This is a genomic window from Aequoribacter sp., assembly GCF_965659035.1.
GTDB lineage: Bacteria > Pseudomonadota > Gammaproteobacteria > Pseudomonadales > Halieaceae > Aequoribacter.
This window is the reverse complement of record NZ_CBFHWH010000013.1, coordinates 15861-42462: the sequence shown is the minus strand read 5'-3', so window position 1 is coordinate 42462 and position 26602 is coordinate 15861. Positions and strand designations below refer to the sequence as shown.

The following is a 26602-nucleotide window of genomic DNA, read 5'->3' as shown; positions in this document are numbered from 1 at the left end:
GCGCAGGTGGCGCTACCTCTAACTTATTCTCGTATTTGGCCAAAGCCGATACAGCTCTATCCGTGACCCTAACCGCAGCAAGTAGCTGTATCACCATCGTCACACTGCCAATTATTGTAAACCTTGCCCTACGTCACTTTATGGGGACAGAAGCTGAGTTATCGCTACCTGTCGGCCAGACCATTAAAACACTGGCGACTATGACAGTAATACCGGTAATTGTCGGGATGATCTTATATGCCAGATTCCCAAAACAAGTCGCGCAACTTGAGCCTTGGGTAAGAAAACTCTCGCTACTGGTTTTGGGCCTGATTGTGTTACCGACCCTATTGAACGCACCCAACACCGTTGCTGGGCACCTCACGACACTCGTACCCGCACTGTTTTTCTTAAATATTGTCAGCATGCTGTGTGGCCACGTTATCGCCAAGGCCTTGTCCTTGAATCGCGCGCAAACCGGTACGCTGACAATCGAAGTCGGAGTCCAAAACGTCGTTACCGCATTTTTTGTGGCCGCGAGCCTAATTGGAGATGCATCTCTGTCCGTGCCTGCGGCCGTCTATGCGATACCCATGGTACTGAATGCGGTGCTGTATATTTTGTGGGCGCGTCGCGCAGAGCGGCAGCACCACAACAAGTAAACACCTAGAGGCCAATACGAACGATTACTCATAACGTTGACAATACTGTTTTTCGCCCTGGACGAAGAATCCAAACTAAAACCCCAATACTTTTCTGGCGACCCATTCTCGACCGGCCTCGGGTAACCATCGATCCAGCAAGCCCCATATTTTAGACCCCGTGCCAATAATGTGGCCGGTGCCGCCTTTGTGAATAGCGCGATCAATAGCCTCTGCCACGACAATGGGTTCGAGCGTAGGTGCCGGTGTTTCAGACAGAAAAGCACCCGCGGCCGCACCCATCTGCGTATTAATAATCGGGGGTTTGACGCATGCGACATGAATGCCGTGACGCTCCCATTCCAAGGCTAGAGCCTCCGTAAATCCATTCACAAAAAACTTACTGGCAGAATAAATTGCCAGCGTTGGCACGCCGTGAATGCTCGAGACCGAGCATAAATTGACGAGGGTTGATCCGGGCGTTTCCCTCAACAAAGGAAAAGCAGCATGGGCCACGCGCATAACACCCAAGACATTTACCTCGATCATTTTATTCTGCTCTTTGAGCTCTAGCTCTTCAAAGTAACCCGCAGACAATACACCGGCGTTGTTGACCAGAACATCCATGATATCGTGGGTTTGTTCGGCAAAATGCTGTAATGCGTAAGCGACAGACTCGTCATCGGTGACGTCACAGACACCCCCAAAACAGCGGCCAAATTCGGGTTGCTGCAGTACTTCTGTGATCGCTTCAGAATCGCAATCGTAGAGCCCGACACGCCATCCTTTTTCAGCGAAGTATCGCGCCGTTGTCAAGCCGATTCCACGGGCTGCACCCGTAATCATCATCGTTCTAGACATAACACACCTTGTTTTTATCGTTATTTAGGATTCGATCATGATACTCGCAAGCGACGGTCATACAAGTCTTGGTAATAAGGGCGCGCTTGATCAGCGAGCACTCGCAACTCGTGGTTCAATGCAGGCTTCGTCACTCGGGGCCCGGCAAACCCCGTAGAGGCCCAAACGGATTCGTACCAATGTGGGGCCCACACACCGTCGCTGTCTCGCCGACCTGCAGGCCATTTAAGCATACGCTCAGAGAATTCAATACCCAGAGCCAGGCACCACGCGCGCAGCATAGCCTCAGGGTTGGCCAAAAACTCAGCACTATCGATGACCACCGGATTCGGATCCAAATGCTGGCACACATAATGGTACAGCTCGGCTTGCTGCACAAAGCCAATATCCCCAAGCGTTGGCGTTTCGCGCACTTGCGCGTAAGAGGCCACCACCGACTCAGGATCTCGGATAAGAAAGCAGTGTGTTAGCTTCGACATCCACCCCCGATCGACTTCTTCGAGCATATGGAAACTCATCTGCTTTTGATAAAAAATTGTCGCATTATTCGGAGGCTCGCTTTGACAGAGAGCAACAACCTTGCGCCAATCGGTGCTTTGTGAAGCCATAACCTCGTCTGCAGCAGGGTGATCTAATCCCGTTTGTTTGAGGTAGTATGCATAGAAGGGTTCGTCTAAAACCTCGCAATCGTCGCGGTTCTCCCAAGCGCGCATCATCGCGGTCGAGATATTTCTGGGCCCCGACCAAACGGCGAGACGTAGCGTCATGCTATAGATTCCCGCTCGATCATCTCTAGGTAAGCCACTTGCAGACGCTGCACCATGGCACCGCGTTCGCCAGAGCCAATAGTGCGACCATCGACTTCCCGGACGGGACACAAGCCGGCAAAGGTGCCCGTTACAAAGGCCTCATCGGCGCCGTAGACATCGGTCAGACTAAAGTTTTTTTGATAGACCGGAATATCTAATTCGCGACATAAGCGGATCACATTGCCACGTGTGATTCCGCCGAGGCAAAAATCACCGGTGGACGTCCACACTTCGCCCTTTCGTACAATGAAAAAGTGGGTCGAATTGCAGGTCGCAACGAAACCATGTGGATCGAGCATCAAGGCCTCATCTGCACCGGCTTTAGCGGCCTGGATGCAAGCGGTAATACAGTTGATCTTAGAGTGTGAATTGAGCTTTTGATCTTGCACATCGGGGTAGCCGCGCCGCACATGCACGGTGAATAAACGGATGCCGCGCTCCGATGTTTCGGGCAAAGCCTCCTTATACTCGGGGATAATAACAATGGTCGCCGACGAAATCGTGACCCTTGGGTCTTGATATGGAGTTGCTTTAATGCCGCGTGTCACCATCAGGCGGATATGCACGCCTTCCTGCATACTATTGGCATTTAAGGTATCGTATAGCCTCTGAGTGAGCTGTTCTCGGCTCACCCCAACATCCATATCTAGCGCTTTAGCGCCCTCGTACAATCGATCTAAATGCTCGCTCAGGAAAGCGATCTTACCTTTGTGTACGCGCAAACCTTCCCAAACACCGTCACCCAGAATAAATCCTGAATCAAAGACGGAGACCACTGCTTGCTGCCGCGGGAAAAGCTCCCCGTTAATGTTGATTAGAATATCGGCGTTACGAGGGTCATCTAAATAATCATGCGTTCCTTTCAAGAGGTGGGTCTCCTTCTGGCAGAACCGATTGAATGTCATCCAACACGTACTCTGCCGCAGGCGACTCGATTTGGGTAGCAATAATTGTAATGGCGCGCGCAAGCTCCTGGGCATTGATGGGGCGATAGCGGCGTAAGCCCGGCAGCTTGCACAGTGGTGTCAGAAAAAGATCGCCCAAAATCTCACCCACTCGTTGGTCCTCTCTGCGAGCTCTGATTAACGAAGGTTTAATCAGTACGGTGGTTTCAAAGCCTAATTTTTTCACGGCCTCATCAAGCTCACCTTTCATGCGTAAATAAAACCCCTTGGCCTTGGGCGAGGCGCCAGGGGACGAAATGACAAAAATACGCGTCGCTCCCGCCTCCCGTGCGCAACGAGCAAACGCATATTGGTAGTCAAAATCCACTTTGTATTGCGCCGCTTTGGAGCCCGCTGTTTTTAGCGTAGTACCCAAACATAAAAAAATATCATCAGCCTGAATTAGGCTCGACCATGTCTCAGGCCGATCGAAGTCGATGAGATGTTCTTCCACTAACGAACTTGGGTATCCGACTAATCTTCGCCCAAAGGTTTGTACTTTGTCGTAATAACCACAGTCACCGAGCTCGATGACAAGATGTTGCCCCGTAGCGCCTGTCGCACCAATTACCGCCGCTTTTTTACCCATGAATTCCACCTGTATGGATGAGTCACCAGCACTCACAAAAAATAACTATAATTTGCCAACTCTTACCGACAGAACAGACGATATCCGGCTGGATTTAGTCTCTCTGAGGGTAGACAATCTAGGGCTAGCAATGAAGACTAGTGTACACAATAACCACCGCGGGCAAATATAAGGATACGACCATGAAGAAGAGCTTGATTTCAACCTCTATCGCGTTGCTGGCAGGCACCATCGTGCTTCCAAGCTTTGCACAACTTGAAGAAGTGATTGTCACAGCACAGAAACGCGAGCAATCTCTCGCTGATGTCCCTGTCAGTATCACTGCCATTACGCGCGATACCATCGAAACACTCGGTATTGCCAATGCGCAAGATATTGGCGCGCTAACACCCAACTTACAAATTGCAGATACACCCGGAAACTCAAACGGTTTAACCGTGAATATCCGCGGGTCGGTCACCATCAACCCAGCACTAACTTTAGAAGCAACGGTAGGTTTATACGTCGATGGCGTGTACGTCGGTAAAAATACTGGTGGTATTTTTGACGTCATGGATTTAGAACGCGTCGAAGTACTGCGTGGCCCCCAGGGCACTCTGTACGGCAAAAACACCTTAGGTGGCGCCATAAACTTCGTATCTCGCCGCCCCTCCGAAGAGCTCAGCGGTGACATCAAAGTCGGCTCGGGCGAATTATCGAGACGCGCTGTACGTATTCGCGCGGACATCCCAATTTCGGACAGCATCCGTACCTCCTTTGGCTACGCGCAAGAAAAGCGCGACGGCGTAGTCAAAAATATCGACTTCAGTGATGAGATTACCGGAGCCAACCCACCCAGCACGGCTGACTTTGGCAACATCGACAAACAATCGTTCCGCTTCGCTATCGATGCAGATCTAAGCGACAGCTTAAATGCTTACTATAGTTACGACAGCTTTGAAACTGATCAGAACCCGCGTTTCTTCCAAATGACGCGCATCGTTCCCGTACCTGGATTAACGGACGGTATTATTGGCTGGGACAGCCCCAATCGCTTCGATGAGGGCAGCCTTGATGGCGCCGGAGATGATGATGTAGAAGTTTCAGGGCACGCACTGACGCTGACCTACACCACGGACGATTTCACCATCAAATCAATCACCGGTAGCCGCTCAATCGAGACTCGCGATACGCTTGATTGGGACGCAACGCCTTTTCACTTGCTACAAACCTCGCGCGATGTCGAATACGACAGCTTCAGCCAAGAGCTACAATTTCTGCGCAGCAGCGATAATTTAAATTACGTGGCGGGTATTTATTATTTCACCGAAGATGGCCGCACGATCAACCCTTTGGATTTACCGCTTTACGGGTCGCCTTTGCTCGATACCGAGTACGGTCTGGATAACACCAGCTGGGCGGTATTTACCCAAGTCGATTACACCCCAGAATCCATGTCAGATTTGACCGTGACATTGGGTGCTCGCTACTCGGAAGAAGACAAAGAGGTCTATCGCTCGTTCGGTATTCCTGCTTTCGGACTAACTGTCCTAGACAACTTTAAGCCGGCCAAAGAGAGCTACGATAACTTCTCACCTTCAATAGCCCTCAACTACGCGGTATCAGACGAGCTAAACGTGTACGGTCGTATTGCGCGAGGTTGGAAAGCCGGCGTATTCAACGCTGAATCAAACAACCCAGTAGAACTATCGACACCTCTGAACGAGGAAACCGTTACATCTTACGAAGCGGGATTCAAGTATCGCAGCGCGTCAGGCAATCTGACCCTAAACGGTGCCGTGTTCATGAACGACGTCGAAGACATGCAGATCTCGCGCTTTAACCAGCAAGAAGCGGCAAGTGTCTTTTCCAATGCAGGCGCTGCGACTATCACTGGCGCAGAAATCGAGTTTGCTTATGCCCTAGCCGAGACCACCACCTTTGGTGTGAACGTGGGCATTCTCGACGCTGAATATGACGAGTACATCGACGAGTGTCGTTTGGACGCTAACTTTGCCAATCCCTGCCCTGCAGGTGTCGCGCCAGGTGAACTGTTTGACGCGAAAAACGTCAACAGCTTCCCCTATACGCCCGAACTCACCTACAACGCTTTCTTGCAGCATGGTATGCAGCTCGCTGGCGGTACGTTAACCGCGCGTCTGGACTACGCATACACGGACGACTTTTCGATCTTCCCCGATCCCTACAATACGGTAAATACCAACATCGATTCTTACGGATTGTTGAATGCCCGCCTGAACTGGGAAGGTGAGATCGGTTCGCAAGACGTCCGTATTGGCGTCTGGAGCAAGAACCTGACTGACGAAGAATATCGCATGAATGGTATTGAATGGGGCTTACTCACGACCATGCAATACGGCGACCCAGAACTTTGGGGCGTTGATGTCACCGTTTCGTTTTAAGCGCACCTAAAGATCCTAACCCCGGCGTCGACTATCGGCTCCGGGGTTTTTTATTGATATCGATATGAAAATTTTATACCTAAGCGGACGCGGCGGCGAGCTTGACCAAGGCCTCGGTCGCCATCTACAGTCTCGTGCCACTGAGTTCGGCGGTGTCGCCTTTAATGATGTGACTCTCTCTCACAGTTTCGGCGACCAAATCGCAGCCGTTCAGCAACTGCTTCACGATAATGCTTGCGACAATACCCATCTAATCGCCAACTCCTATGGCTGCTACGTGCTATTGCATGCACTTATTGATCAGCCCTTGATGGCAGCGACAAAAGTGCTGCTCCTCTCACCCTTGCTCGGGAGAACACACTTACGCACCCAAGGTTTTAGCTCCCGCCCACCTCGCCTTAAGCGTTTAGACGCTGCCCTCACCCACGGTTTGATTTCCAAGCCGCACTATCTAGCCTTGATCGCCGGCGCAGATGACCCTATTTGTGAGCCAGCAGAGCTACAAAACATCGCGGGGCTCTTGCAAGCAGATCACTGGAAGATTCTACCGAAACAGGGTCATATGATAGAACACGATGTCATGGACACCGTGCTTACTGAGTTCTTCGCGAAGTAATCGAAAACAGGGCTAATAAAACGCCGACCCACCCAACGAAAATCCGTGCTCAGTTAGGTCTGGCTGCCAACCAAGTTTTCGCGCGTGCGGTCTGCGTCTTGGTCGCCTTCATCACCGACAAGTCATTCGCCGCCTGTCCTTGTTCACCAATTAAAGCAATCTGCTCGTAATACCAATACTGGGTTGCGAAAGCACCGATGGTTCGAAACAGTTTCAGGTGATTCAAAAAGCCGAGCCAAGACGGCAACAATGACAGCTGCTTTTCATAGCGCGGCAATTCTGGCTCGCCGGCCAGCAGGCGTTTAGGCGCGTCAGTCATCACACACATTGGCCGACCAATACCAATCACATCAGCGCCACCTTCATTCAGTGCTTCTTCCATAGCATCGCGTCGACGCAGACCACCGGTCACCATCAGAGGCACACTTAGTGTCTCGCGCATCGCTTTGGTAAAATCCACAAAATAAGCTTCTCGAGCCAAGGTAGAGGCTGCTACCGCTTGCTCCTCGACCGGTTCGACACCTTCTAAATCCAGCAGTTTGGGCTGTTCATAGGTACCACCCGACACCTCAATCAAATCAATTCCCGCCTCTTGCAACCAGGTAGCGACTTGCAGGCTCTCGTTAAAATCGAAGCCTCCTTTTTGAAAATCCGCACTGTTTAACTTAACTGCAACAGGGAAGTCGGCACCCACAATCGCGCGTACTGCATGATAGATCTCAAGCAGTAATCGAGCCCGATTCTCGAGCGAGCCACCGTATTGGTCATCGCGCTGATTACTTCTAGGGCTTAAAAATTGTGATAGCAGGTAGCCGTGTGCGGCGTGAAGTTGTACCCCGGTAAAGCCCGCGTCTTTAAGTGTCGCCGCGCAGTGTGCAAAACCATTTACGATTTCGTTAATTTCGGCTTCTGTTAAGGCATCGGGCTCACCAAATTGGCCCCCGGGCAAGCCCAGTTTTACCGCCGACGGTGCTTTAGGATGAGCATTCACAACCTTCTGTGTTTGACGACCCGCATGACTGATCTGCGCCCAAAACTGATTGCCATTTCGGGTGGCCGCCTTTGCCCATGACGCCAAAGCTTCGCGCTTTTCATCGGACATTTGACGATCGACAATGACATTGCCAGGACGCTCCAGATGATCGCGATCGATAATGACATTGCCGGACAACAGCAGCCCAGCGCCACCGTCAGACCATATGCCGTATAGATTTTCGAGCGCTTGCGTCGCACAACCATCAGGCGCAGCTAAACCCTCTGTCATCGCCGCCTTACAAATCCTATTGGGCAAGGTTACACCGCAAGGGAGAACTAAAGAATCACTTAAAGAAACAGACATCGACTTACCTTCTTGTATTTATTGTTCGGATTTTCAAGCTCTTTGCATCGCTATATGTCAACGAGTCGGTTGACCTGCGTCAGAGATCTCTTACCATGCTCACGTTATGATGACACAAACACGCTCACAAGGGTCTATTTATGCCAAGGTTAACGCTCGCGCACGCGGCATTTGCGATTTCCGTTTTTAGCCTCTCCCCCCTGCAGGTATCCGCTGAGCAGGGAAAAGCAGAGACAGAACCAACACAGGAGGCGAGGCAGTTAGTGGCTCGCTTTGCGGGCCAATTAAAGCCTCAGCTCAAGCAAGCACTGCAATCTGGAGGCCCGGCGCATGCCATTAGCGTATGCGCTGAAGTAGCGCCGGCTATCGCCCAGAGCCTAAGCTTAGAAAGCGGCTGGGTTATTCGACGCGCCAGCGATAAAAACCGTAACCCCACAGCTCATCCCGATACGTGGGAGCAAACTCAGATCGATGCATTCAAAGCTGCCATTCTTGCGGGTGAGACACAGAACTTAGAGTCCTCCGAACAAACCGCCGAAGGATTTCGTTACGCCAAGGCACAGTTAACCGAGGGACTCTGCCTAACTTGCCATGGCAAACATTTGGATGACGACACCTTAGACGCATTAACAGCCTTTTACCCCGAGGATCGCGCACAAGGCTATGAGCTGGGCGAGGTACGTGGCATTTTTAGTTTACTCAAGCCCGACGCTCGAAAGTGACGAACTATCCCGATCTATCGAGCCAATATACAGGGTCGCCCACACGAATGATGGCGCCCTGTTCGACCCGGCAGCAGATGCCCCCGCGCCAGTCTGACTCGAGTGCTGTTCGCAAGCCCTCGGCTACTGCATCCATGCGGTGACAAGGGTCGCATTCATACGATACTTGCAGGCGAGCCTTCCCAACCGCCAGCACCCTGCCCACATCTTGTGGTCCGAAAGTAATGCTATCGACTAAGAGGTTGGCGCGACGCGTGGTCCACTCAAGATCTCGCCCTATCGCTGCGCAAGCTTGCTGCCACTGTACCTTATTCAAGACCGTTACTTGACGCTTTCCCGGCTTTCCACGGCAATCTCCAGACAAACCGTGCTCACTACTGAGCACGCCGTGGCGCAGCGGCTCCATCAAAGCTTTGGGCCGGGCTCGACGGGCAATTCCTAGAAGTTGCGCTGATGTATTCATACGAGTTTTAACGCCTGTAGTTTTTGGCAAGCGCCTCAATGAATCGAGGCACATCCGCTTCAGCCAGACGATTGATGCCTGCCGCTGCCGCCCGACCACCGCCTGTTGGAAACTGACGGACTAAAGTATCCGCACCTTCGCGCCGGTTAAGCGGCGCGCGCACACTGACTAAGGAATGGTCGTCGCCTAAGTCCGTCAATATCGCATGCGCTCGATCGGGGTTATCTTCGACTAAGCTATTGCTAAACACCCCACTAACTCGGCGAGCCCACGCCGCGTTGGGCAAGCGATAAATAGCATAATCCTCGGTAGCAATTTCAGGCACGAGTGCGGCCGCTTGGGACATATCCGACTCATAACCCTCGGCTAGTGTATCGAACACTGATGTCTGTTCATTAACGAACGCCATTGGGGAGTCACACTGTACAACCGCTCGATACAACTCTGCCGGGTGATAGTACAAATCCTCTAGGCTTGGCCCGTAGCCATTGTAGTTAAGATACAGCCCCAAACGCTCGTACAGGTCTAAAGCATCACGACTCAGGGTCAGCGTCTTGCCCAGAGCTTTGGCGCTTTTGTGAAGATTATCACCGAACGCACCTACTACAGCCCAATCGGCGTAGGCCCCCTTCAGGACGCCATTAATCAGCAATGCAGTGCAAACCTCAGGTGCCGGATTAATCACCGTTGTTAAGTTTTCGTGCTCTGGAATATCACCCGCATAATGATGGTCGCAGTAAAACACATGCGAACCAGCCGCAAGCAACCGCTCCACGTCATCACGGTTTTTATCAAACGAAATATCGAGAGCTGTCACCTCATGCTGTGCATCAGTCGGCACCTGTGACACCAAAGCGATATCGCGTTTAACCCCAGTCACTAGGTAACTCTCGGCGGGATGCGCTAAACGCCATTGAGCTAGCGCACAAATTCCATCGGCATCGCCATTAAATACATCGTAATTCGCCACCGTACCCCCTGTTCTACTACCACTAAAGATAAGCGCACAGCATAGGGAATTGGCCAACAAAGTCAAAGTAAAGTGGCGCGATCCAAAGACCGCGCCGGAGACCTAGCGAAGTACTAGGCGGTCTCGATTACGCTCTAAAATAGACACCCCAATACCCTTCACCTCAGTCAATTCATCCAGGCTAGCAAAGGGTCCATACTGCGTCCGATACGAGACAATCGCACGCGCTTTCGAGATACCCACACCTTTCATCACAGTCGCCAAGGTCTCCGCATCGGCAGAGTTCAAATCCACCTGGGTGACTTCCGCTACTTGCGGCTCGAAATCCTGAGCAAACGAGGGTAGCGCCGTCAAACTTATGGCAGCAACTGTAAGTAAGGCCATAAAGGCGCGGCTTAGATTGAGTGATAACATCCTGTTCATCATAATTCTCCTGTTGTAGTGCGCTTCATTGCGCACATAAAACATAAAAAATCATCGCCCGCTTGCCAAGCAACTGGCGCACTAAGATGAACAATAAACGAAATCGATGCCTAGAGACCCAGACTTTTGTGAATGCTGTTCAGCGTTGCAATGGGGTCAGCGGATTGAGTGATAGGTCGACCAATCACCATGTAATCCACGCCGTTTACAACGGCTTGCTCGGGCGTCATAACGCGAGTCTGATCGCCGAGATCTGCGCCGAGCGGACGAATACCCGGCGTAACGGTCAAAAAGGAACCTCCGCAAACACTCTTCACTAAAGGGGCCTCTAAGGCAGAGCACACAACACCATCGACCCCACAATCAACAGACAGTGCAGCTAGTCGCTGAACCTGTTCTTGCGCGCTGCCGGCAATACCCACCTCTACGAGCTCCTCATCAGATAAACTCGTCAAGACCGTCACCGCGGTCAAGAGGGGGCGCTTTTGATAGGCCGCCAAAGCGTCAGCTGAAGCGGTCAGCATCTTACGCCCACCACTGGCGTGCACATTTACCATCCACACACCTAAATCTGCAGCAACTCGAAGCGCAGCCGCCACCGTATTCGGGATATCGTGAAACTTAAGGTCTAAGAACAACTCAAAACCCCTGGCTTGCAGCGTCTCTACCCACGACGGTCCGTAGTGAGTGAACATCTCTTTGCCGACCTTTAAACGACACAGCGCGGGGTCAAGCTGATCAACCAAAGCTAAGCAGGCATCCTGCGAAGAAAAATCAAGAGCCACGATAACCGGCTTAATGTTAGAAATACTCATGTATTAATCGTCTTCTTTAATCCGATGGGCTTTATCGAACCCCAGAATTTACAGCCCGGACAAAACCAATGCAGATGCTGACCTCTAAAGCCACAATGCTGACAGCGATAGGCAGGGCTCGTCTCGGTGAGTTGGCGCATTAAAGTCATGGCCAATTCAAGCTTGGACGCCAACTGCGAACGACTCTCCCCCAATTGCCACAGCATCAAGCGGTACAAACCTCGCAAAGAGGCTGCATCGCGCATGGCATCGGTCAAGAAAATCGCCGCAGCTTCGGCGCCCTCGTTATCTTTGATATGATCCGCCAAAGCAATCATCAATCCCGGCGTTGGGTACTTCTCAAGGCTTTGACGCAAGAAATCTCCAAAGCGCTCGGATTGGCCCAAAGCCTCGTAGCAGGTGCCGAGTAAAGGAACCACCTCGGGTAAAAACTCAGCGTCTTGTTGTTCGACACTCGCCAACAGCTCGATCGCTTGATCAAATTTTTGTTGGTCTACAGCGATTTGCGCACTCATTAGGGTGACTCTTACGTTTGCTGGATCTTCTCTGGAAGCAGCCGCGAGCGCCTCTTGTGCACCTTTGAGGTCATTGCGTTGCAAACGGTCCTCAGCTAATTCGCAATAGAAATGGGGCAAAAGCACATTCACCGACTGCTCGCCGGGACCAGCCACATCGCTTTTGCGCCCGCCAAAAAATGAGCGCTTTGCCAGTAAGGAACTCGCCATCGCAATGGCCTTATCCCAGTCGCGCTCCATCTGATAGATTTCGATCAAGTAGCGTCTTGCCCCCAAAGCCTTAGCGTCCGATTCTCCAATTAAATCGAGCAACAACTGCTCAGCACGATCCAATAACCCAGCGGCGATGTAATCGCGTGCCAGCTCTAAATGTGCCTCGTGTTGGAAGCTTGCGGGTAAGTCTACGTGGGCAAGCACGTTTTCATGCACTCGAATTGCCCGCTGCACCTCACCTTTTTTACGTAATAAGTTACCTAGGGAAATATGAGTTTCGAAGGTTTGTGGGCTGACTTCTAAAGAATCGATAAATTCATCGAGCGCACCATCGGGGCGACCGTCCAACAGATAATTTAGCCCCTTGTAATAATCGCTTGATCGCGGTGCCATGATCCGAGCACGTCCTGAGCCCCTGCCCAGAAACCAACCAATGGCAATAGCCACTAAAATGAGAATAAATAAGGGCGCTGAACTCACTTTATAGCGCTCTCGTCAGCCTGCCTTTTAAGCGCTCGTTCCGAGCGCTGAGCGCGCCATGAAATACGAGCCACGGCAGGGAGCGACAATAGCCACCCTAAAAGCACACCCGTTAAAAGGAAAATGATCAACCACGCTCCGAGGGGTAGAACTAAAAACTTTAGACCCAAACCGCTAATCTGAGTATCAGCAGGGTTAACTTCGATGAATACTGCAGACACCGCAGCGGCGACGGCAATAAAACAAAACCCAAGCAAACGCCGGAGGATCTTCATGTGGTGCTCATCACCATCAAGACAGGCTCAGCCCTTTATTAACCCGTTCGCGGAGTTCTTTGCCGGGTTTGAAATGGGGCACGTATTTGCCGTTTAAATCGACCGAGTCCCCCGTTTTTGGGTTTCGACCTAATCGCGGCTCGCGATAATGTAACGAGAAGCTGCCAAACCCACGAATCTCAATACGGTCGCCGGAGGACAATGCATCTGACATTTGCTCAAGGACGCTTTTCACGGCAAGTTCAACGTCTTTCAATGAAAGTTGGGTCTGTTTTGCCGCAATGGCTTCGATGAGTTCGCTTTTGGTCATTCCGTTTTGTCTTTCATGGGCCAAGTAACGTGCTTACGATAGCACAAGTCCCTAATTTAAAACAAAAAAAAGGCCCCTATTGGGGCCTTTTTCGGGGACTTTCTTACTGATCTTGCATTTGCGCTTTAATCAGATCACCAATGGTGCCTGGTGAAGAGCTCGCTGCATCCTGCTCACGTAGCGACTTAACCGCTTCTTGCTCGTCTTCGTAATCTTTCGCTTTGATCGACAAGCCGATGGTGCGGTTCTTACGATCAACAGCAATGATTTTCGCTTCAACGGCATCACCTTCTTTGAAGGCACTGCGCGCATCTTCGATACGCTCACGGCTGATGTCTGCAACTTTCAACACGCCTTCAACTTCGTCTGCCAAGCTAACAATAACGGCTTTGGCGTCAACTTCAGTTACCGTACCCGTTACGATGGCGCCGCGGTCATTCTCGGCAACGTAGTTCGAGAAGGGGTCATTTTCAAGTTGCTTGATACCCAACGAGATACGCTCGCGCTCGGGATCAATCGACAGGATAACAGTTTCGATTTCGTCACCTTTCTTGAAATTACGAACCGCTTCTTCTCCGGTTTCGTTCCAGCTGATATCAGACAAGTGTACCAAACCGTCGATGTTGCCTTCCAAGCCAATGAAGATACCGAAATCGGTGATCGACTTGATTCCACCAGAGATTTTGTCGCCTTTGTTGTACTGAGCAGCGAAAGCATCCCAAGGGTTTTGCTGACACTGTTTGATACCCAAAGAAATACGACGACGCTCTTCGTCGATATCAAGAACCATAACTTCGACTTGGTCGCCCAATTGAACGATCTTAGACGGATGCACGTTCTTGTTCGTCCAATCCATTTCGCTAACGTGAACTAGACCTTCAACACCTTCTTCCAACTCAGCAAAGCAGCCGTAGTCGGTCAGGTTGGTGACGGTTGCCATGCAGCGCGCGTTTTCTGGGTAACGGTTTTTGATTTCCACCCATGGATCTTCGCCCAATTGCTTCAGACCCAAGCTCACGCGATTGCGATCACGATCAAACTTCAACACGCGAACGTCGATTTCTTGGCCAACTTCAACGATTTCAGATGGATGCTTGATGCGCTTCCAAGCCATATCAGTGATGTGCAACAGACCATCTACACCACCCAAGTCAACGAAGGCACCGTAGTCGGTCAAGTTCTTAACAACACCCTTAACTGCCATACCTTCTTGTAGGTTCTCGAGCAGGGCTTCGCGCTCCACTGAGTTGGCTTCTTCCATCACCGCACGACGTGATACCACAACGTTATTGCGTTTTTGGTCTAACTTGATCACTTTAAAGTCGAGCTCTTTACCTTCGAGGTGCAGAGTCTCGCGAATTGGGCGCACGTCAACTAAGGATCCAGGCAAGAAGGCGCGGATTGAGTTGATGTCCACAGTAAAGCCACCTTTGACCTTACCGTTAATAATACCTTTAACCACTTCATCACCGGCGTGAGCTGATTCAAGATCTTTCCAAGACTCTGCACGCTTCGCTTTTTCACGTGATAATTTGGTCTCGCCGAAACCGTCTTCTACAGTTTCTAGAGCAACTTGTACTTCGTCACCGATCGACAAGGTGCACTCACCGTTGGCGTCAACGAATTGTGACATTGGAATCACACCTTCGGACTTAAGACCAGCGTGAACAGTGACCCACTCGTTGTCGATGTCGATAACAACACCAGTGACGATCGAACCGGGTTCCATGTCGACGGTTTTCAAACTTTCTTCAAATAATTCGGCGAAATTTTCGCTCATGGTTTCTACCTGTTGTGTAATGAGTCTTTCGACTCTCGCCGCGCTCCAGCTCACGCGGGTTGTTAAGTTCAGCGCACTGGGCCGACGCTGGTAAAGCCCTGATACGCTCGTTCTATCTGTTCGTGTCTGCCACCGCCTTTGCGACGATGGCTAGCACTTCCTCGATCGATAAAGCCGTGCTATCGAGCGTAATCGCGTCGTCAGCGGGCTTTAGCGGGGACGCCGATCGGGCGCTGTCGCGCTCATCTCGGGCCTTGATGTCCTCCAAAAGGCGCGGCAGACTAACATTTTCGCCTAATTCAAGCAACTGTTTTGCGCGGCGCTCCGCTCTAGCCTCGGCGCTTGCAGTTAAAAAAATCTTCACAGTGGCCTCGGGAAATATTGTGGTACCCATGTCTCTGCCATCAGCGACCAGGCCCGGCGCTTGCTGGAAAGCTCGCTGCCTTTCAAACAAAGCATCTCGAACTGAGGGCAAGGCGGCGACTTTGGAAGCGCCCATACCTGCTTCCTCGCTGCGTACCCGAGAGGTCACATCAGTGCCATCGAGCTCAATCACGACCGTGTGGTTGATAATCTTAAAGTCAACATCTAGCGCTCGAGCGCAGGCAGCCATAGCCGGAGCGTCATCTAAAGACAATGAACGGTCAATGCCGGCCAATGCCGTCAGTCGATACAGTGCACCTGAATCCAATAAGTGCCACCCCAATCGCTCGGCCATCAAACGGGCGATTGTGCCTTTGCCCGCGCCACTGGGGCCATCGATGGTAAGAACTGGAATCAACGGTCTGCATCCAAGGTCGTAATTTGCAAACCCAATCCTCTGGCAATAGCATCAAAGTTCGGGAAAGAAGTCGCTACTGGGTCGCAATCCTGCACAATAATCGTGTCGTTAGCTCGCAGGGCCGCAATGGCGAAGCTCATAGCAATACGATGGTCATGATGTGTTTGTATCGTGCCACCACCGATCTGACCGCCATCGATAATGATGCCGTCTTCCAAGACCTCATTCGCGACACCCAGCGTTGTTAGACCCTCGGCCATACTCGCAATCCGGTCGCTCTCCTTCACACGCAACTCTTCGGCTCCGCGCAGAATGGTGCGGCCCTCAGCACAGGCAGCCGCTATGAACAGCACCGGAAATTCATCGATCGCCAAAGGCACTTGTTCCTCGGGTATTTCGATACCTTTCAGGGGAGCGTATTGAATGCGAATATCAGCTACCGGTTCGCCTCCGACCTCGCGCTCATTTTGTAACTCGATGTTGGCGCCCATTAAACGCAATATGTTGATCACGCCCACGCGCGTTGGGTTAATACCAACATGTGACAGCAGCAGGTCAGAACCCGGCGCAATAGAAGCCGCAACCATAAAAAAGGCAGCTGAAGATATATCGGCGGGCACTTCAATAGAACGGCCTTGCAGACGCCCTTCTCCACCCAATGTCACTTTGGCGCCTTCGCGCTCCAAAGGATAACCAAAGCCCGCGAGCATTCTCTCGGTATGATCTCGAGTCGGAGCAGGTTCCGTGGTTGATGTTTGTCCTTCGGCCCACAGTCCCGCCAACAATACACAGGATTTAACCTGAGCACTGGCCATGGGTAAAACATAATCAATACCCTTTAATGGTCTATTGGCAGCAATCTTTAAGGGCGGGCGACCACCCTCCTCACTGCTAATAGACGCACCCATCAGCCTTAAGGGATCGATGACCCTGCCCATTGGACGCTTGCACAAGGACACGTCACCGGTAAGCGTCGCTTCCAAACCAGCGCCGGCGACAATGCCCGATATCAGGCGCATGCTGGTGCCCGAGTTACCCATATCCAAGGGTGTACTGGGCGACTTTAATCCGTGCAAGCCCACGCCGTACACAGTGACTCTCCCGTCGACAGGCCCGTCGATTTGTACCCCCATCGAACGAAAAGCGGCAACCGTAGCTAACGCATCTTCACCCTCTAAAAATCCTGAAATTTCGGTCACACCCTCGGCGATAGACCCAAACATAATAGAACGATGCGAAATCGACTTGTCACCGGCAACCCGAGCTTCACCGACTACTGATCCGCCAGGCAAACATTTAAACTCCATCTGTTTCGTCCTTTTTCGTGTTCTGCTTTACCACAAAGGTATCTCGCGAGCTTTTCGCCCGCTCAAAAATTGTCATCATCTGCTCACCATCCGAGTTCGCAATAGCGGCTCGCAAGTCGGCAAGTCCTGCGCTGAACGCATCTAGCGCACTGAGCACTTCATCTTTATTCGCTAAGGCGATATCACGCCACATCACCGGGTCACTAGAAGCAATTCGAGTAAAGTCACGAAAACCGCCCGCTGCGTAACGAAAAATATCTACCGACAAATCGCTCTGAGCCAAGGTATCGACCAACGAGTAGGCCAGCATGTGCGGCAAATGACTGGTTGCTGCGAGAACCTTGTCGTGCAACTCTACAGGCATCGATATGACTTCTGCACCAGCCCATTGCCATAGCGTAGCCACACGCTGCACAGCAGCCGCTGAATTACCCTCATGAGGAGTCAAAATAACACGATGATCGACAAATAAGTCGGCTTTAGCTGCGTGCACCCCAGAACGCTCAGAGCCGGCAATTGGGTGCCCCAAAACCACATATTCGGGCCAAGAGGGCAGCCCCATGGATTCTACTGCACGCCACAAATTCCCTTTTACTGAGGCCACATCGGTCAGTATAGGAGCAGACTCCATGGTCTCGGCAATACGCACAAGCTGTACCATTTGCTCTTGCGCGAGCAGGGTCGGTGTTGCGATAACAACCACATCACAACAGTCCAGCAGGTGCTCAGGTTGCTCGACTGCGCGATCAATAACACCCATTAATAATGCGGCATCCACTGTGGATGGGCGGTGGCCATAGCCAATCAAAGCATGGATTTCAGGTCGATCGCGCAGGGCACTGGCAAGTGAGGCTCCGATCAGGCCCAGCCCCAAAAAACCTACGTTCATTACAACACTGCCCGCGGGTAAGAGCCCAAGACCTTGATCAAAATAGACTGTTCTTCAAGCTCGCTCAGAATCGCCGCGACTTTGGTATCTTGGCAGTGGCCCTCGAACTCGATAAAAAATACGTAGGCCCATTTCTCCGTCTTTGATGGGCGCGTATCAATACGCGTCAGGCTAATCCCCTCGCGCTGGAAAGGCGCCAGCAAACCCAGCAACGCGCCAGGCTTGTTGCGTGAGGACACGACCAAAGAGGTCTTATCTTGACCACTGGGAGGGACTTCATCACGGCCAATAATCAAAAAGCGTGTGGTGTTTTCTGGGTTATCTTCAATACGCTCGGCGAGTTTTTCTAAGCCATAGAACTCTGCAGCAGCATCACCCGCAATCGCCGCAACTCCAGGCTCTTTAGCAGCACGTTTAGCTGCCTCGCCATTACTCGACACTGCCTGCCACTCGACATGGGGCCAATGATGATTCAGCCAATTGCGACACTGAGCCAGCGCCTGCTGATGCGCGATAATTTTAGTCACGTTGTCCACCGACGAGCCTTTTAAAGCCAATAAGTGGTGATGGATCGGAATTTCTACTTCGCCTACGATCTGCAGTGGCGTATCAATAAAGCTATCGAGCGTATGGCTCACCATGCCTTCAGTCGAGTTTTCAACCGGCACGACACCGTAGTGGCAGGCACCCGATTCCACCTCTGCAAACACGCGGTCAATGGTATCCTGCGAAACGCAAACCGCCGCATGGCCAAAATGCTTAATCGCCGCCGACTGAGTGTAGGTCCCCTCGGGCCCCAAATACGCTACCTGCAATGGGCGCTCAAGCGCCAAGCAGGCAGACATAATCTCCCGAAAAATGTAGGCGACTGTATCGTCAGCCAGCGGGCCCTGATTGCGCTCTTTTATTTTTGCGAGCACCTGCGCTTCGCGCTCAGGTCGGTAAAAAACCGGCTCTGGAGACTCACCCGTCTCTTTGGCTTGCGCCAACACCTCGGCGACTTTGATTTCTGCCACTTGCTGTGCACACTGTGCCCGCTCGCTAATTAACTTCAATATTTCGCTATCAAGGGCGTCGATACGATTACGAATCACTAGCAATTCCGGTGTTGGCTGAGTGTCACTCATTGGTGCTTACCCGTTATTGCTCGCAAAATCGCGCATATAGTCGATTAAAGCATCGACGCCAGCTTCTGGCACCGCGTTATAAATGGAAGCACGCATGCCGCCAACCGAACGGTGACCTTTAAGGTTCAGCAAACCCGCTGCGTCCGCACCCGCCAAAAAGGTTTTATCTAATGCGGCATCAGCAAGCGTGAAAGGTACGTTCATCAACGAGCGGTTCGGTAAGGCAACGGGGTTAGCATAAAAGCCTGAGCCGTCGATATAGTCATACAACTTGCCGGCTTTGCGCTGGTTGATTTCTGCCATAGCACCCAAGCCCCCTAAGTCTTCAAGCCACTCGAATACGAGTCCGGCCAAGTAAATAGCGAAGGTTGGCGGCGTGTTGTACATCGAATCGTTATCAGCCGCCACCTGCCAGTTCAGCATGGTTGGACACTGTTCAGAAGCCTTTCCTAATAAGTCTTTACGGACAATCACAACGGTCAAACCCGCAGGTCCAATATTTTTCTGAGCGCCCGCGTAAATGACGCCGTAATCGTTCACATTAATGGGCTGCGACAAGATGGTTGAGGACATATCCGCGACGATTGGTGTTTCGCCAGTGGGTAGCTCGCTGTAGGCCACACCACCGATGGTCTCGTTGGGACAAATATGAACATAGGCGGCGTTATCGCGACGCGCCCAAGAATCCACTGCAGGTACATAGCTAAAGTTGCGGTCTTCTGACGAGGCGACTACCGATACATCGGCAAACCGTTTCGCTTCAGAAATCGCTTTTTTGCTCCACTGCCCGGTGTTGACGTAATCGGCCGCTTGGTTACCCGCCGCCAGATTTAGCGGCACAGCAGCGAACTGCTGACTGGCACCACCCTGCAGGAACAGAACGGCGTAGTCATCGCTGATACCCATCAGACGACGCAATGACGCTTCGGCTTCATTTGCGATTGACACGATTTCATCGCTACGATGGCTCATTTCCATAATCGACAAACCGCGGCCCTGCCAATCCATCAGATCCGCTTGGGCTTTCGACAACACTGCTTCAGGCAGAGCCGCTGGCCCTGCGCAAAAATTAAACACTCTGGACATGAGTTTTCCTTGTACTAGTTTACTCGGCGTTATCGCCTTCAGCCGCTTCAGCTTCGCTTGGCAGCTCATCGGATTCGTCAATTTGCGTGATACGCACCAATTCTTCGCCCTCTTTGAGGCGAATCACCCGCACACCCTGGGTATTTCGACCTAGAGTCGAGATTTCCGAAACACGGGTACGCACCATCGTCCCTTGGTTCGAGATCAGCATCAGCTCATCGGCCTCGCCGACTTGAACCGCGCCGACCAATGGGCCGTTGCGATCGTTTGTTACCATCGCAATGACACCTTTGGTACCTCGACCTTTACGGGGAAATTCGGTTGCCATCGTCTTTTTGCCGTAGCCGTTTGCGCTGGCGGTGAGGACATAGCTACCTTCTTGAGGGATGATCAGTGCGATCATTTCATCTTCATCACCCATTCGAATACCGCGCACACCGCGCGCTGTACGCCCCATGGGGCGTACATCTTGCTCGGCAAAACGGACCGCTTTGCCAGCGCTACTCATCAACATGACATCGGATTCGCCGTGCGTAATCGCTGTTCCAACCAACACGTCGTCCTCTGCCAATTCTAGAGCGCGCAAACCGACGCTACGGGGACGGGAAAAATCGGTCAATGCTGTTTTCTTCACAATACCCTTGGCTGTGGCCATAAAGATGTAGTGATCTTCGGTGTATTCGGCCACAGGCAAAATCGAGGTCACTCGCTCGCCCGGGTCGAGTGGCAATAAGTTCACCATGGGACGACCACGAGATTGACGCCCTGCCACAGGAATCTGATAGACCTTCAGCCAGTACACTTTACCCAAGTTGGTGAAACATAGAATCGTTGAGTGCGTTGATGCCACCAGCAAATGCTCAACAAAATCTTCGTCTTTAACTGCGGTCGCGCTTTTGCCCATTCCACCGCGGCGCTGGGCTTGATAGTCTGACAAAGGCTGTGTCTTCGCGTAACCGCCGTGCGAAATTGTCACCACGCGATCTTCTGGCGTAATCAAATCTTCTACCGACAAATCGTGCTGAGAATCGACGATCTCGGTCAAACGCTCGTCGCCGAACTCCTCAACCACCTCTTCCAGCTCTTCGCGAATCACCTGCTTTAAACGATCCGAATCACCCAAAATATGCAGATAGTCGGCAATCTCTTTCAACTTTTCTTGGTACTCATTCAACAGCTTCTCGTGCTCAAGCCCCGTTAAACGATGCAGACGTAATTCCAAAATCGCCTGCGCCTGGGCAGGAGACAAACGGTACATACCGTCGTGCAAGCCGTAGTGATCTTCCAAGCCATCAGGGCGGCAAGCGTCTTCACCAGCTTGCTCCAGCATCGCCACGACATCGCCAGGTGACCACACCTTAGCTAACAAGCCCTCACGCGCATCCGCGGGGCTTGGCGAGTTTTTAATCAGCTCGATAATCGGGTCGATGTTTGCCAACGCAATGGCCAAACCTTCCAGCAAATGGCCGCGCTCTCTCGCTTTGCGCAACAAATAAATGGTTCGACGGGTGACCACTTCACGACGATGTCGTAAAAATGCGTCAATAATTTCTTTAAGGTTCATCACCTTTGGCTGGCCGTTTTCTAAGGCGACCATGTTGATGCCGAACACTGACTGCAACTGAGTCTGGGCGTACAAATTATTCAGCACTACATCGCCCATCTCACCGCGCTTGAGCTCGATAACGACACGCAAGCCATCTTTGTCCGACTCATCGCGAAGCTCGGAGATGCCTTCAATTTTCTTCTCTTTAACCAGCTCTGCAATTCGCTCAATCAATCGAGCTTTGTTCAGCTGGTAGGGAATTTCATGAATGATGATCGTGTCGCGATTTTTGGCTTCGTCAGTGATGACCTCGGCTTTAGCCCGCACATAGATGCGACCTCTTCCCGTGCGATAAGCCTGCAAAATCCCAGCGCGACCACTGATAATGGCGCCCGTTGGGAAATCGGGGCCGGGAATATGCTCCATCAGCTCATCAATGGTAATTTCTGGATTGTTGAGCAGAGCCATACACGCGCTGACCACTTCGGTCATATTGTGCGGTGGGATATTGGTCGCCATACCGACCGCAATACCTGAAGAACCATTGATCAACAGGTTGGGAATGCGCGTCGGCAATACCGAGGGAATTCTTTCAGTACCATCGTAGTTGTCAACAAAATCAACGGTCTCTTTGTCCAAATCCGCCAGCATTGCGTGCGCAATTTTGCGCATGCGAATCTCGGTGTAACGCATCGCTGCGGCCGAGTCACCATCGACGGAGCCAAAGTTGCCCTGCCCATCGACCAGCATATAGCGCAACGAGAATGGCTGAGCCATACGTACGATGGTGTCATAAACCGCCGAATCACCATGCGGATGATATTTACCGATGACATCACCCACCACGCGGGCAGACTTTTTGTAGGCTTTGTTCCAGTCATTCGATAATTCGTTCATAGCGAACAGAACTCTGCGGTGCACTGGCTTGAGACCATCGCGCACATCAGGAAGAGCGCGCCCAACGATTACGCTCATGGCGTAATCGAGATATGACTGCTTCAGCTCGTCTTCGATATTAACTGGAAAGATTTCTTTTGCTAACTCGCCCATAGGCTTTAAAACACCCCTGTCTGCGGGTTGCGCTCACCAGTTATACTCTGGCAACGCACCCTTCTTTTTAATCCTACGATTATACGCTCTCAGCCCCTTAACCGCTAATTTTTTAGGCTTTTACCGAGTGATCAGATTGCGATCCCGAAAATTCCGATATACTGCGCGTTTATAACACCCCGCGAAGCGAAAGGAAGCGATATGCCCAGACCGATTGAGCTACATGCAGCCTGGGTTTACACCGGCGAAGCCCACTCAGGACTCCTCAAAGATCACACACTATGCATCGATGAAAATGGCAAGATAGAAGCCTTGATTCCTACACGAGAAGCCGCCAGAAATCCGGGGGCTCAGCAAATCGAGCTCGGCAATCACCTACTCATGCCGGGCCTAATCAACTGTCACGGTCATGCCGCTATGACGTTATTAAGAGGATTCGCTGACGATCTCGCCTTGACCCCTTGGCTGCAAGATCACATATGGCCCACCGAGGGCCGCTGGGTAAACGCCGACTTTGTGAGAGATGGCGTAAACATCGCCATGGCCGAAATGATCAAAACCGGCACCACCACCTTTAGCGACCAGTACTTCTTCCCCGACAGCACAGCTCAAGCCGCCTGCGATGCCGGCATGCGCTGCCAAGTGAACTTCCCAATCATCAACGTTCCCACCCAGTGGGCGAGCGAGCCAAACGAATATCTAAGCAAAGGACTGGCGGTGCGCGATAAATTTAAGTCAAGCGAGCTGGTATCGGTGATTTTTGGCCCTCACTCGCCCTACTCGCTCGAAGAACGCGACATTGCGAAAATCGCGACGCTCGCCAATGAGCTCGAAATGGGCATTCAAATGCACGTACACGAGACCAAACCCGAGGTACTGCATGCCGTCGAAATTAACGGCGAACGCCCCATCACAACATTAAATCGCCTGGGAATGCTAGGTCCGCATATGCAGTGCGTTCATATGGTGTGGCTCAGCAAAGACGACATACGCGCTATCGCCGATTCAGGGTCACATGTGATCCACTGCCCGAGCTCCAATATGAAACTCGCCTCCGGCGCCTGTCCAGTGAGCGATCTGTTAGACGCCGGAATTAACGTCGCAATTGGGACAGACGGTGCAGCATCAAACAACGGTTTAAATTTATTTGCCGAAGTCCGACTCGCCGCCCTACTGGCCAAACTGACCACGGGGAACCCCGCTAGCTTGAATGCAGAGCAAGCTCTGCACATGGCAACCCTAGGTGGCGCCAAAGCCTTAGGGCTAGATCATGAAACCGGCAGTCTGCAGCAGGGCAAATGGGCCGACGTCATCGCAATCAGCTTTGACGACGCCTCAATGCAACCTTTATACAACCCCATTTCCCAGGTGGTCTACGCTGGACACGGAGCGCATGTACAGCACAGCTGGGTTGCTGGCCGCCAGCTTTTGAACGATGGTAAACTACAAACGCTTGACGAACCCAAGATCATTCGCGGCGCCCAAGCTTGGCGCGCTAAAATCGCTAGTAATACCAACCCCACCACATCAGCGAAGGAGCTCGCATGACAGCTAAGGACAACGTCGATTACGACGAGATCAGCAAGTTCGAGGCGCTAGCATCACGCTGGTGGGACGAGCACGGCGAGTTCAAACCGCTGCATCAAATTAACCCACTGCGAGCGAATTACATCGATACTCACTCGCCTGTCGCCGAACGCAAAGTGATCGACGTAGGTTGTGGTGGTGGCATCCTGTCCGAGTCACTTGCCTTCCGCGGTGGAGAGGTAACGGGCATCGACATGGGCGAAGCACCGCTATCGGTGGCAGAGCTGCACAAGTTGGAATCAGGCGCCAACGTAAACTACAGACGCAGCACCGCCGAGCAAGCAGCCGAAGAAGAACCCGAAGTCTACGATGTGGTTTGCTGCCTAGAAATGCTCGAGCATGTGCCGGACCCGGCCTCGGTTATTGCGGCGTGCGCCCGCTTAGCAAAGCCCGGTGCCACGCTGTATTTCAGCACCATTAACCGCAACCCAAAGGCCTACGCCTTTGCGATCATCGGCGCTGAATACGTCTTGAACTTGCTACCCAAAGGCACTCACGATTATCAAAAGTTTATTCGCCCAGCCGAGCTTGCGCAGTGGATACGAGCCGCGGGACTGGAGCTCGACGACATGATTGGACTAACCTACAACCCTCTGAGCAAGCGCTACCGCCTGCAATCCCAAGACGTATCGGTCAACTACATGGTCAGAACGCGTAAGCCATGAGCCGAAGAGTCATTAAAGCCGTTCTTTTTGACCTAGATGGCACCTTGGTCGATACCGCACCTGACTTTTTATGGGCACTAAACCAACTGCGTAAGAGCCTAAGCCAGCCGCCCTTAATTGAGCCCGAGATACGCACCGCTATCTCGGATGGCTCTGCAGGCTTGGTTCGCAATACCTTGGGCATTAACGACAACGAACCGTTGTTTGAATCGACTCGACAACAACTGTTGACACACTACCTAGAGATCATTGGCTTGCACGCTAGGCTTTATCCCGGGCTCGGCGATCTGCTTGTAGAATTTGAATCTACCGGCATCGCCTGGGGAATTTCGACCAACAAACCCAGCCTGTACACCAACGCTTTACTCGACCAGATGGCCTTGCCAAGCAAGCCCCGCACGGTAGTTTGCCCCGATCACGTGAGCAAACCGAAACCCGACGCAGAGCCTTTACTGTTAAACTGCAGACACCTAAACCTCATGCCTGATGAGGTCGTTTTTGTCGGCGACCATGCCCGCGACGTGCAAGCTGGGAAAGCCGCTGGCATGCATACCATTGCTGCCGCCTGGGGCTACATCAACACCCCTTCAGAAGCAGAAGGCTGGCACGCAGACGCCGTGTGCTACCGCAGCCAAGATTTATACCAAGTCATAAAGGACTGGCAATGAAATATTCAGACATAGCCCCTAAGAACGCTGATGTCTCTTTGCGCGACAAAGTCATTTTGATTACCGGTGCCGGCGCCGGTATCGGAGAACAGCTCGCCCTTGGTGCGGCCCGCGCAGGAGCAATCGTTTTATTGCTGGGCCGCAAGGAAGATGCACTCAATGCCGTGTACGATCAAATTATTAGCGAGGGCTTAGCCGAGCCTGTGGTCATACCGATGGACCTGGGAACGCTTGATGAACAGCAGGCCAACCAATTAAGCCATATGATCGGCGATGCCTTCGGCCGCCTTGATGGCTTGGTTCACAATGCTAGCCTGCTGGGTAAGCTCGGACCGGTTGCGACCGCGAACCTGAACGAGTGGTCACAAGTGATGACTGTCAATGCATTCGCGCCAGTCGTTCTGACCAAAGCGCTATTGCCATTATTGAACGAATCGCAAGGCGCCTCGATTATCTTTACAAGCAGCGGTGTTGGGCGACAAGCGCGAGCATTTTGGGGTGCCTACTCGGCCTCAAAATTTGCCACAGAAGCCATCTCGGGCATTCTGGCCGCCGAGCTTGAGACCGATGGCATTCGGGTAAATTGCGTCAATCCGGGTGCGACGAATACAAAAATGCGGCGAGCAGCTTTCCCCGGTGAATCCCCCGAGAGCATTGCCAGCGCAGCGAGCCTAGTGCCCGCCTATGTATTCTTGCTCAGCGAGCAGGCAAAGGGCATTCACGGCGCCAGTATTGACCTGCAGAAGTAAG

At 52.1% G+C, this 26602-nt stretch carries 27 protein-coding genes; 8 read left to right on the top strand and 19 right to left on the bottom strand.

The genetic code is table 11. The annotated features are described in order from the left end of the window. On the top strand, positions 1-641 hold a 641-nt coding region (locus ACTF5Z_RS04030), incomplete at its 5' end, for a bile acid:sodium symporter family protein (RefSeq protein ID WP_438984590.1). 75 nt (positions 642-716) lie between these two features. Here ACTF5Z_RS04030 and ACTF5Z_RS04025 read toward each other — a convergent pair. From ACTF5Z_RS04025 to ACTF5Z_RS04010, 4 genes are read right to left on the bottom strand one after another with little or no spacing between them, the layout of a single operon-like run. Next, entirely contained in the window at positions 717-1481 is a 765-nt protein-coding gene (locus tag ACTF5Z_RS04025; protein WP_438984589.1) for an SDR family NAD(P)-dependent oxidoreductase, read from the bottom strand. A 35-nt stretch (positions 1482-1516) separates the two neighbouring features. After that, the gene (locus ACTF5Z_RS04020) at positions 1517-2248 is read right to left on the bottom strand and encodes an HAD family hydrolase (RefSeq protein WP_423849846.1); all 732 of its coding nucleotides are present in this window, start codon (positions 2246-2248) and stop codon (positions 1517-1519) included. Then, a complete protein-coding gene (locus ACTF5Z_RS04015) occupies positions 2245-3156 on the bottom strand; it encodes an aminotransferase class IV (RefSeq protein ID WP_438984588.1) in 912 nt (303 codons plus the stop codon). Before ACTF5Z_RS04015 ends, ACTF5Z_RS04020 begins: the two co-directional genes overlap by 4 nt. Beyond that, a complete protein-coding gene (locus ACTF5Z_RS04010; RefSeq protein WP_438984587.1) occupies positions 3140-3823 on the bottom strand; it encodes a short chain dehydrogenase in 684 nt (227 codons plus the stop codon). Before ACTF5Z_RS04010 ends, ACTF5Z_RS04015 begins: the two co-directional genes overlap by 17 nt. 182 nt (positions 3824-4005) lie before the next feature. Here ACTF5Z_RS04010 and ACTF5Z_RS04005 point away from each other — a divergent pair, with 182 nt between their 5' ends. Then, on the top strand, positions 4006-6225 hold the full coding sequence (locus tag ACTF5Z_RS04005) for a TonB-dependent receptor (RefSeq protein WP_438984586.1): 2220 nt from the start codon (positions 4006-4008) through the stop codon (positions 6223-6225). Between the two features lie 64 nt (positions 6226-6289). Further along, on the top strand, positions 6290-6841 hold the full coding sequence (locus ACTF5Z_RS04000) for an alpha/beta fold hydrolase (RefSeq protein WP_438984585.1): 552 nt from the start codon (positions 6290-6292) through the stop codon (positions 6839-6841). A gap of 49 nt (positions 6842-6890) precedes the next feature. On the opposite strand, the gene ACTF5Z_RS03995 is transcribed toward ACTF5Z_RS04000, so the two are convergent. After that, on the bottom strand, positions 6891-8180 hold the full coding sequence (locus ACTF5Z_RS03995; RefSeq protein WP_438984584.1) for an NADH:flavin oxidoreductase/NADH oxidase family protein: 1290 nt from the start codon (positions 8178-8180) through the stop codon (positions 6891-6893). 140 nt (positions 8181-8320) lie between these two features. Here ACTF5Z_RS03995 and ACTF5Z_RS03990 point away from each other — a divergent pair, with 140 nt between their 5' ends. Then, positions 8321-8902, top strand: a complete 582-nt coding sequence (locus ACTF5Z_RS03990) for a Tll0287-like domain-containing protein (RefSeq protein ID WP_438984583.1) — start codon at positions 8321-8323, stop codon at positions 8900-8902. Positions 8903-8906: 4 nt separating this feature from the next. Here the strand turns inward: ACTF5Z_RS03990 and ACTF5Z_RS03985 are convergent, their stop codons facing one another. The 14 genes from ACTF5Z_RS03985 to gyrA form a co-directional block, all read right to left on the bottom strand. Then, positions 8907-9365 carry an MOSC domain-containing protein gene (locus tag ACTF5Z_RS03985; protein ID WP_438984582.1) on the bottom strand — a complete coding sequence of 153 codons (459 nt, stop codon included), beginning with the start codon at positions 9363-9365 and terminating at the stop codon, positions 8907-8909. Between the two features lie 7 nt (positions 9366-9372). Then, positions 9373-10335 carry a DHH family phosphoesterase gene (locus ACTF5Z_RS03980; RefSeq protein WP_438984581.1) on the bottom strand — a complete coding sequence of 321 codons (963 nt, stop codon included), beginning with the start codon at positions 10333-10335 and terminating at the stop codon, positions 9373-9375. A gap of 102 nt (positions 10336-10437) precedes the next feature. Then, a complete protein-coding gene (locus tag ACTF5Z_RS03975; protein WP_438984580.1) occupies positions 10438-10761 on the bottom strand; it encodes a ComEA family DNA-binding protein in 324 nt (107 codons plus the stop codon). A gap of 107 nt (positions 10762-10868) precedes the next feature. Further along, positions 10869-11573: an orotidine-5'-phosphate decarboxylase gene (pyrF, locus tag ACTF5Z_RS03970; protein ID WP_423849117.1), complete on the bottom strand. Its 705-nt coding sequence runs from the start codon at positions 11571-11573 to the stop codon at positions 10869-10871. Next, complete coding sequence (gene lapB, locus ACTF5Z_RS03965) at positions 11570-12781, bottom strand: lipopolysaccharide assembly protein LapB (RefSeq protein ID WP_438984579.1); 1212 nt, start codon at positions 12779-12781, stop codon at positions 11570-11572. The genes pyrF and lapB overlap by 4 nt, the downstream gene beginning before the upstream one ends. Continuing rightward, positions 12778-13056 (bottom strand): LapA family protein, encoded by a 279-nt coding sequence (locus tag ACTF5Z_RS03960; protein WP_423849115.1) that lies wholly within the window; start codon positions 13054-13056, stop codon positions 12778-12780. Before ACTF5Z_RS03960 ends, lapB begins: the two co-directional genes overlap by 4 nt. 16 nt (positions 13057-13072) lie before the next feature. Beyond that, positions 13073-13366, bottom strand: coding sequence for an integration host factor subunit beta (locus ACTF5Z_RS03955; RefSeq protein ID WP_009574976.1), 294 nt, complete (start codon positions 13364-13366; stop codon positions 13073-13075). Positions 13367-13469: 103 nt separating this feature from the next. Continuing rightward, complete coding sequence (rpsA, locus tag ACTF5Z_RS03950) at positions 13470-15167, bottom strand: 30S ribosomal protein S1 (protein WP_438984592.1); 1698 nt, start codon at positions 15165-15167, stop codon at positions 13470-13472. 91 nt (positions 15168-15258) lie between these two features. Beyond that, positions 15259-15927, bottom strand: coding sequence for a (d)CMP kinase (cmk, locus tag ACTF5Z_RS03945; RefSeq protein WP_438984578.1), 669 nt, complete (start codon positions 15925-15927; stop codon positions 15259-15261). Next, on the bottom strand, positions 15924-17234 hold the full coding sequence (aroA, locus tag ACTF5Z_RS03940) for a 3-phosphoshikimate 1-carboxyvinyltransferase (RefSeq protein ID WP_438984577.1): 1311 nt from the start codon (positions 17232-17234) through the stop codon (positions 15924-15926). Before aroA ends, cmk begins: the two co-directional genes overlap by 4 nt. After that, complete coding sequence (locus ACTF5Z_RS03935; protein WP_438984576.1) at positions 17224-18123, bottom strand: prephenate dehydrogenase/arogenate dehydrogenase family protein; 900 nt, start codon at positions 18121-18123, stop codon at positions 17224-17226. Before ACTF5Z_RS03935 ends, aroA begins: the two co-directional genes overlap by 11 nt. Continuing rightward, a complete protein-coding gene (pheA, locus tag ACTF5Z_RS03930) occupies positions 18123-19250 on the bottom strand; it encodes a prephenate dehydratase (RefSeq protein ID WP_438984575.1) in 1128 nt (375 codons plus the stop codon). The genes ACTF5Z_RS03935 and pheA overlap by 1 nt, the downstream gene beginning before the upstream one ends. A gap of 6 nt (positions 19251-19256) precedes the next feature. Continuing rightward, positions 19257-20336 carry a 3-phosphoserine/phosphohydroxythreonine transaminase gene (serC, locus tag ACTF5Z_RS03925; RefSeq protein WP_438984574.1) on the bottom strand — a complete coding sequence of 360 codons (1080 nt, stop codon included), beginning with the start codon at positions 20334-20336 and terminating at the stop codon, positions 19257-19259. Positions 20337-20355: 19 nt separating this feature from the next. Beyond that, positions 20356-22932: a DNA gyrase subunit A gene (gene gyrA / locus ACTF5Z_RS03920; protein WP_438984573.1), complete on the bottom strand. Its 2577-nt coding sequence runs from the start codon at positions 22930-22932 to the stop codon at positions 20356-20358. A gap of 201 nt (positions 22933-23133) precedes the next feature. Between gyrA and ACTF5Z_RS03915 the strand changes: the two genes are divergently transcribed. From ACTF5Z_RS03915 to ACTF5Z_RS03900, 4 genes are read left to right on the top strand one after another with little or no spacing between them, the layout of a single operon-like run. Beyond that, the gene (locus ACTF5Z_RS03915) at positions 23134-24480 is read left to right on the top strand and encodes a TRZ/ATZ family hydrolase (RefSeq protein WP_438984572.1); all 1347 of its coding nucleotides are present in this window, start codon (positions 23134-23136) and stop codon (positions 24478-24480) included. Then, entirely contained in the window at positions 24477-25184 is a 708-nt protein-coding gene (ubiG, locus tag ACTF5Z_RS03910) for a bifunctional 2-polyprenyl-6-hydroxyphenol methylase/3-demethylubiquinol 3-O-methyltransferase UbiG (RefSeq protein WP_423849107.1), read from the top strand. The genes ACTF5Z_RS03915 and ubiG overlap by 4 nt, the downstream gene beginning before the upstream one ends. Beyond that, the gene (locus ACTF5Z_RS03905) at positions 25181-25852 is read left to right on the top strand and encodes an HAD family hydrolase (RefSeq protein ID WP_438984571.1); all 672 of its coding nucleotides are present in this window, start codon (positions 25181-25183) and stop codon (positions 25850-25852) included. Before ubiG ends, ACTF5Z_RS03905 begins: the two co-directional genes overlap by 4 nt. After that, a complete protein-coding gene (locus ACTF5Z_RS03900; RefSeq protein WP_438984570.1) occupies positions 25849-26601 on the top strand; it encodes a YciK family oxidoreductase in 753 nt (250 codons plus the stop codon). Before ACTF5Z_RS03905 ends, ACTF5Z_RS03900 begins: the two co-directional genes overlap by 4 nt. Position 26602: the final 1 nt, after the last annotated feature.

Bases quoted from the DNA above. Each gene is read 5' to 3' on its own strand.
- ACTF5Z_RS04025 (WP_438984589.1), bottom strand. From the start codon at position 1,481: ATGTCTAGAACGATGATGATTACGGGTGCAGCCCGTGGAATCGGCTTG.
- ACTF5Z_RS04020 (WP_423849846.1), bottom strand. From the start codon at position 2,248: ATGACGCTACGTCTCGCCGTTTGGTCGGGGCCCAGAAATATCTCGACC.
- ACTF5Z_RS04010 (WP_438984587.1), bottom strand. From the start codon at position 3,823: ATGGGTAAAAAAGCGGCGGTAATTGGTGCGACAGGCGCTACGGGGCAA.
- ACTF5Z_RS04005 (WP_438984586.1), top strand. From the start codon at position 4,006: ATGAAGAAGAGCTTGATTTCAACCTCTATCGCGTTGCTGGCAGGCACC.
- ACTF5Z_RS04000 (WP_438984585.1), top strand. From the start codon at position 6,290: ATGAAAATTTTATACCTAAGCGGACGCGGCGGCGAGCTTGACCAAGGC.
- ACTF5Z_RS03995 (WP_438984584.1), bottom strand. From the start codon at position 8,180: ATGTCTGTTTCTTTAAGTGATTCTTTAGTTCTCCCTTGCGGTGTAACC.
- ACTF5Z_RS03990 (WP_438984583.1), top strand. From the start codon at position 8,321: ATGCCAAGGTTAACGCTCGCGCACGCGGCATTTGCGATTTCCGTTTTT.
- ACTF5Z_RS03985 (WP_438984582.1), bottom strand. From the start codon at position 9,365: ATGAATACATCAGCGCAACTTCTAGGAATTGCCCGTCGAGCCCGGCCC.
- ACTF5Z_RS03975 (WP_438984580.1), bottom strand. From the start codon at position 10,761: ATGATGAACAGGATGTTATCACTCAATCTAAGCCGCGCCTTTATGGCC.
- pyrF (WP_423849117.1), bottom strand. From the start codon at position 11,573: ATGAGTATTTCTAACATTAAGCCGGTTATCGTGGCTCTTGATTTTTCT.
- ACTF5Z_RS03960 (WP_423849115.1), bottom strand. From the start codon at position 13,056: ATGAAGATCCTCCGGCGTTTGCTTGGGTTTTGTTTTATTGCCGTCGCC.
- ACTF5Z_RS03955 (WP_009574976.1), bottom strand. From the start codon at position 13,366: ATGACCAAAAGCGAACTCATCGAAGCCATTGCGGCAAAACAGACCCAA.
- aroA (WP_438984577.1), bottom strand. From the start codon at position 17,234: ATGGAGTTTAAATGTTTGCCTGGCGGATCAGTAGTCGGTGAAGCTCGG.
- ACTF5Z_RS03935 (WP_438984576.1), bottom strand. From the start codon at position 18,123: ATGAACGTAGGTTTTTTGGGGCTGGGCCTGATCGGAGCCTCACTTGCC.
- pheA (WP_438984575.1), bottom strand. From the start codon at position 19,250: ATGAGTGACACTCAGCCAACACCGGAATTGCTAGTGATTCGTAATCGT.
- serC (WP_438984574.1), bottom strand. From the start codon at position 20,336: ATGTCCAGAGTGTTTAATTTTTGCGCAGGGCCAGCGGCTCTGCCTGAA.
- gyrA (WP_438984573.1), bottom strand. From the start codon at position 22,932: ATGGGCGAGTTAGCAAAAGAAATCTTTCCAGTTAATATCGAAGACGAG.
- ACTF5Z_RS03915 (WP_438984572.1), top strand. From the start codon at position 23,134: ATGCCCAGACCGATTGAGCTACATGCAGCCTGGGTTTACACCGGCGAA.
- ubiG (WP_423849107.1), top strand. From the start codon at position 24,477: ATGACAGCTAAGGACAACGTCGATTACGACGAGATCAGCAAGTTCGAG.
- ACTF5Z_RS03905 (WP_438984571.1), top strand. From the start codon at position 25,181: ATGAGCCGAAGAGTCATTAAAGCCGTTCTTTTTGACCTAGATGGCACC.
- ACTF5Z_RS03900 (WP_438984570.1), top strand. From the start codon at position 25,849: ATGAAATATTCAGACATAGCCCCTAAGAACGCTGATGTCTCTTTGCGC.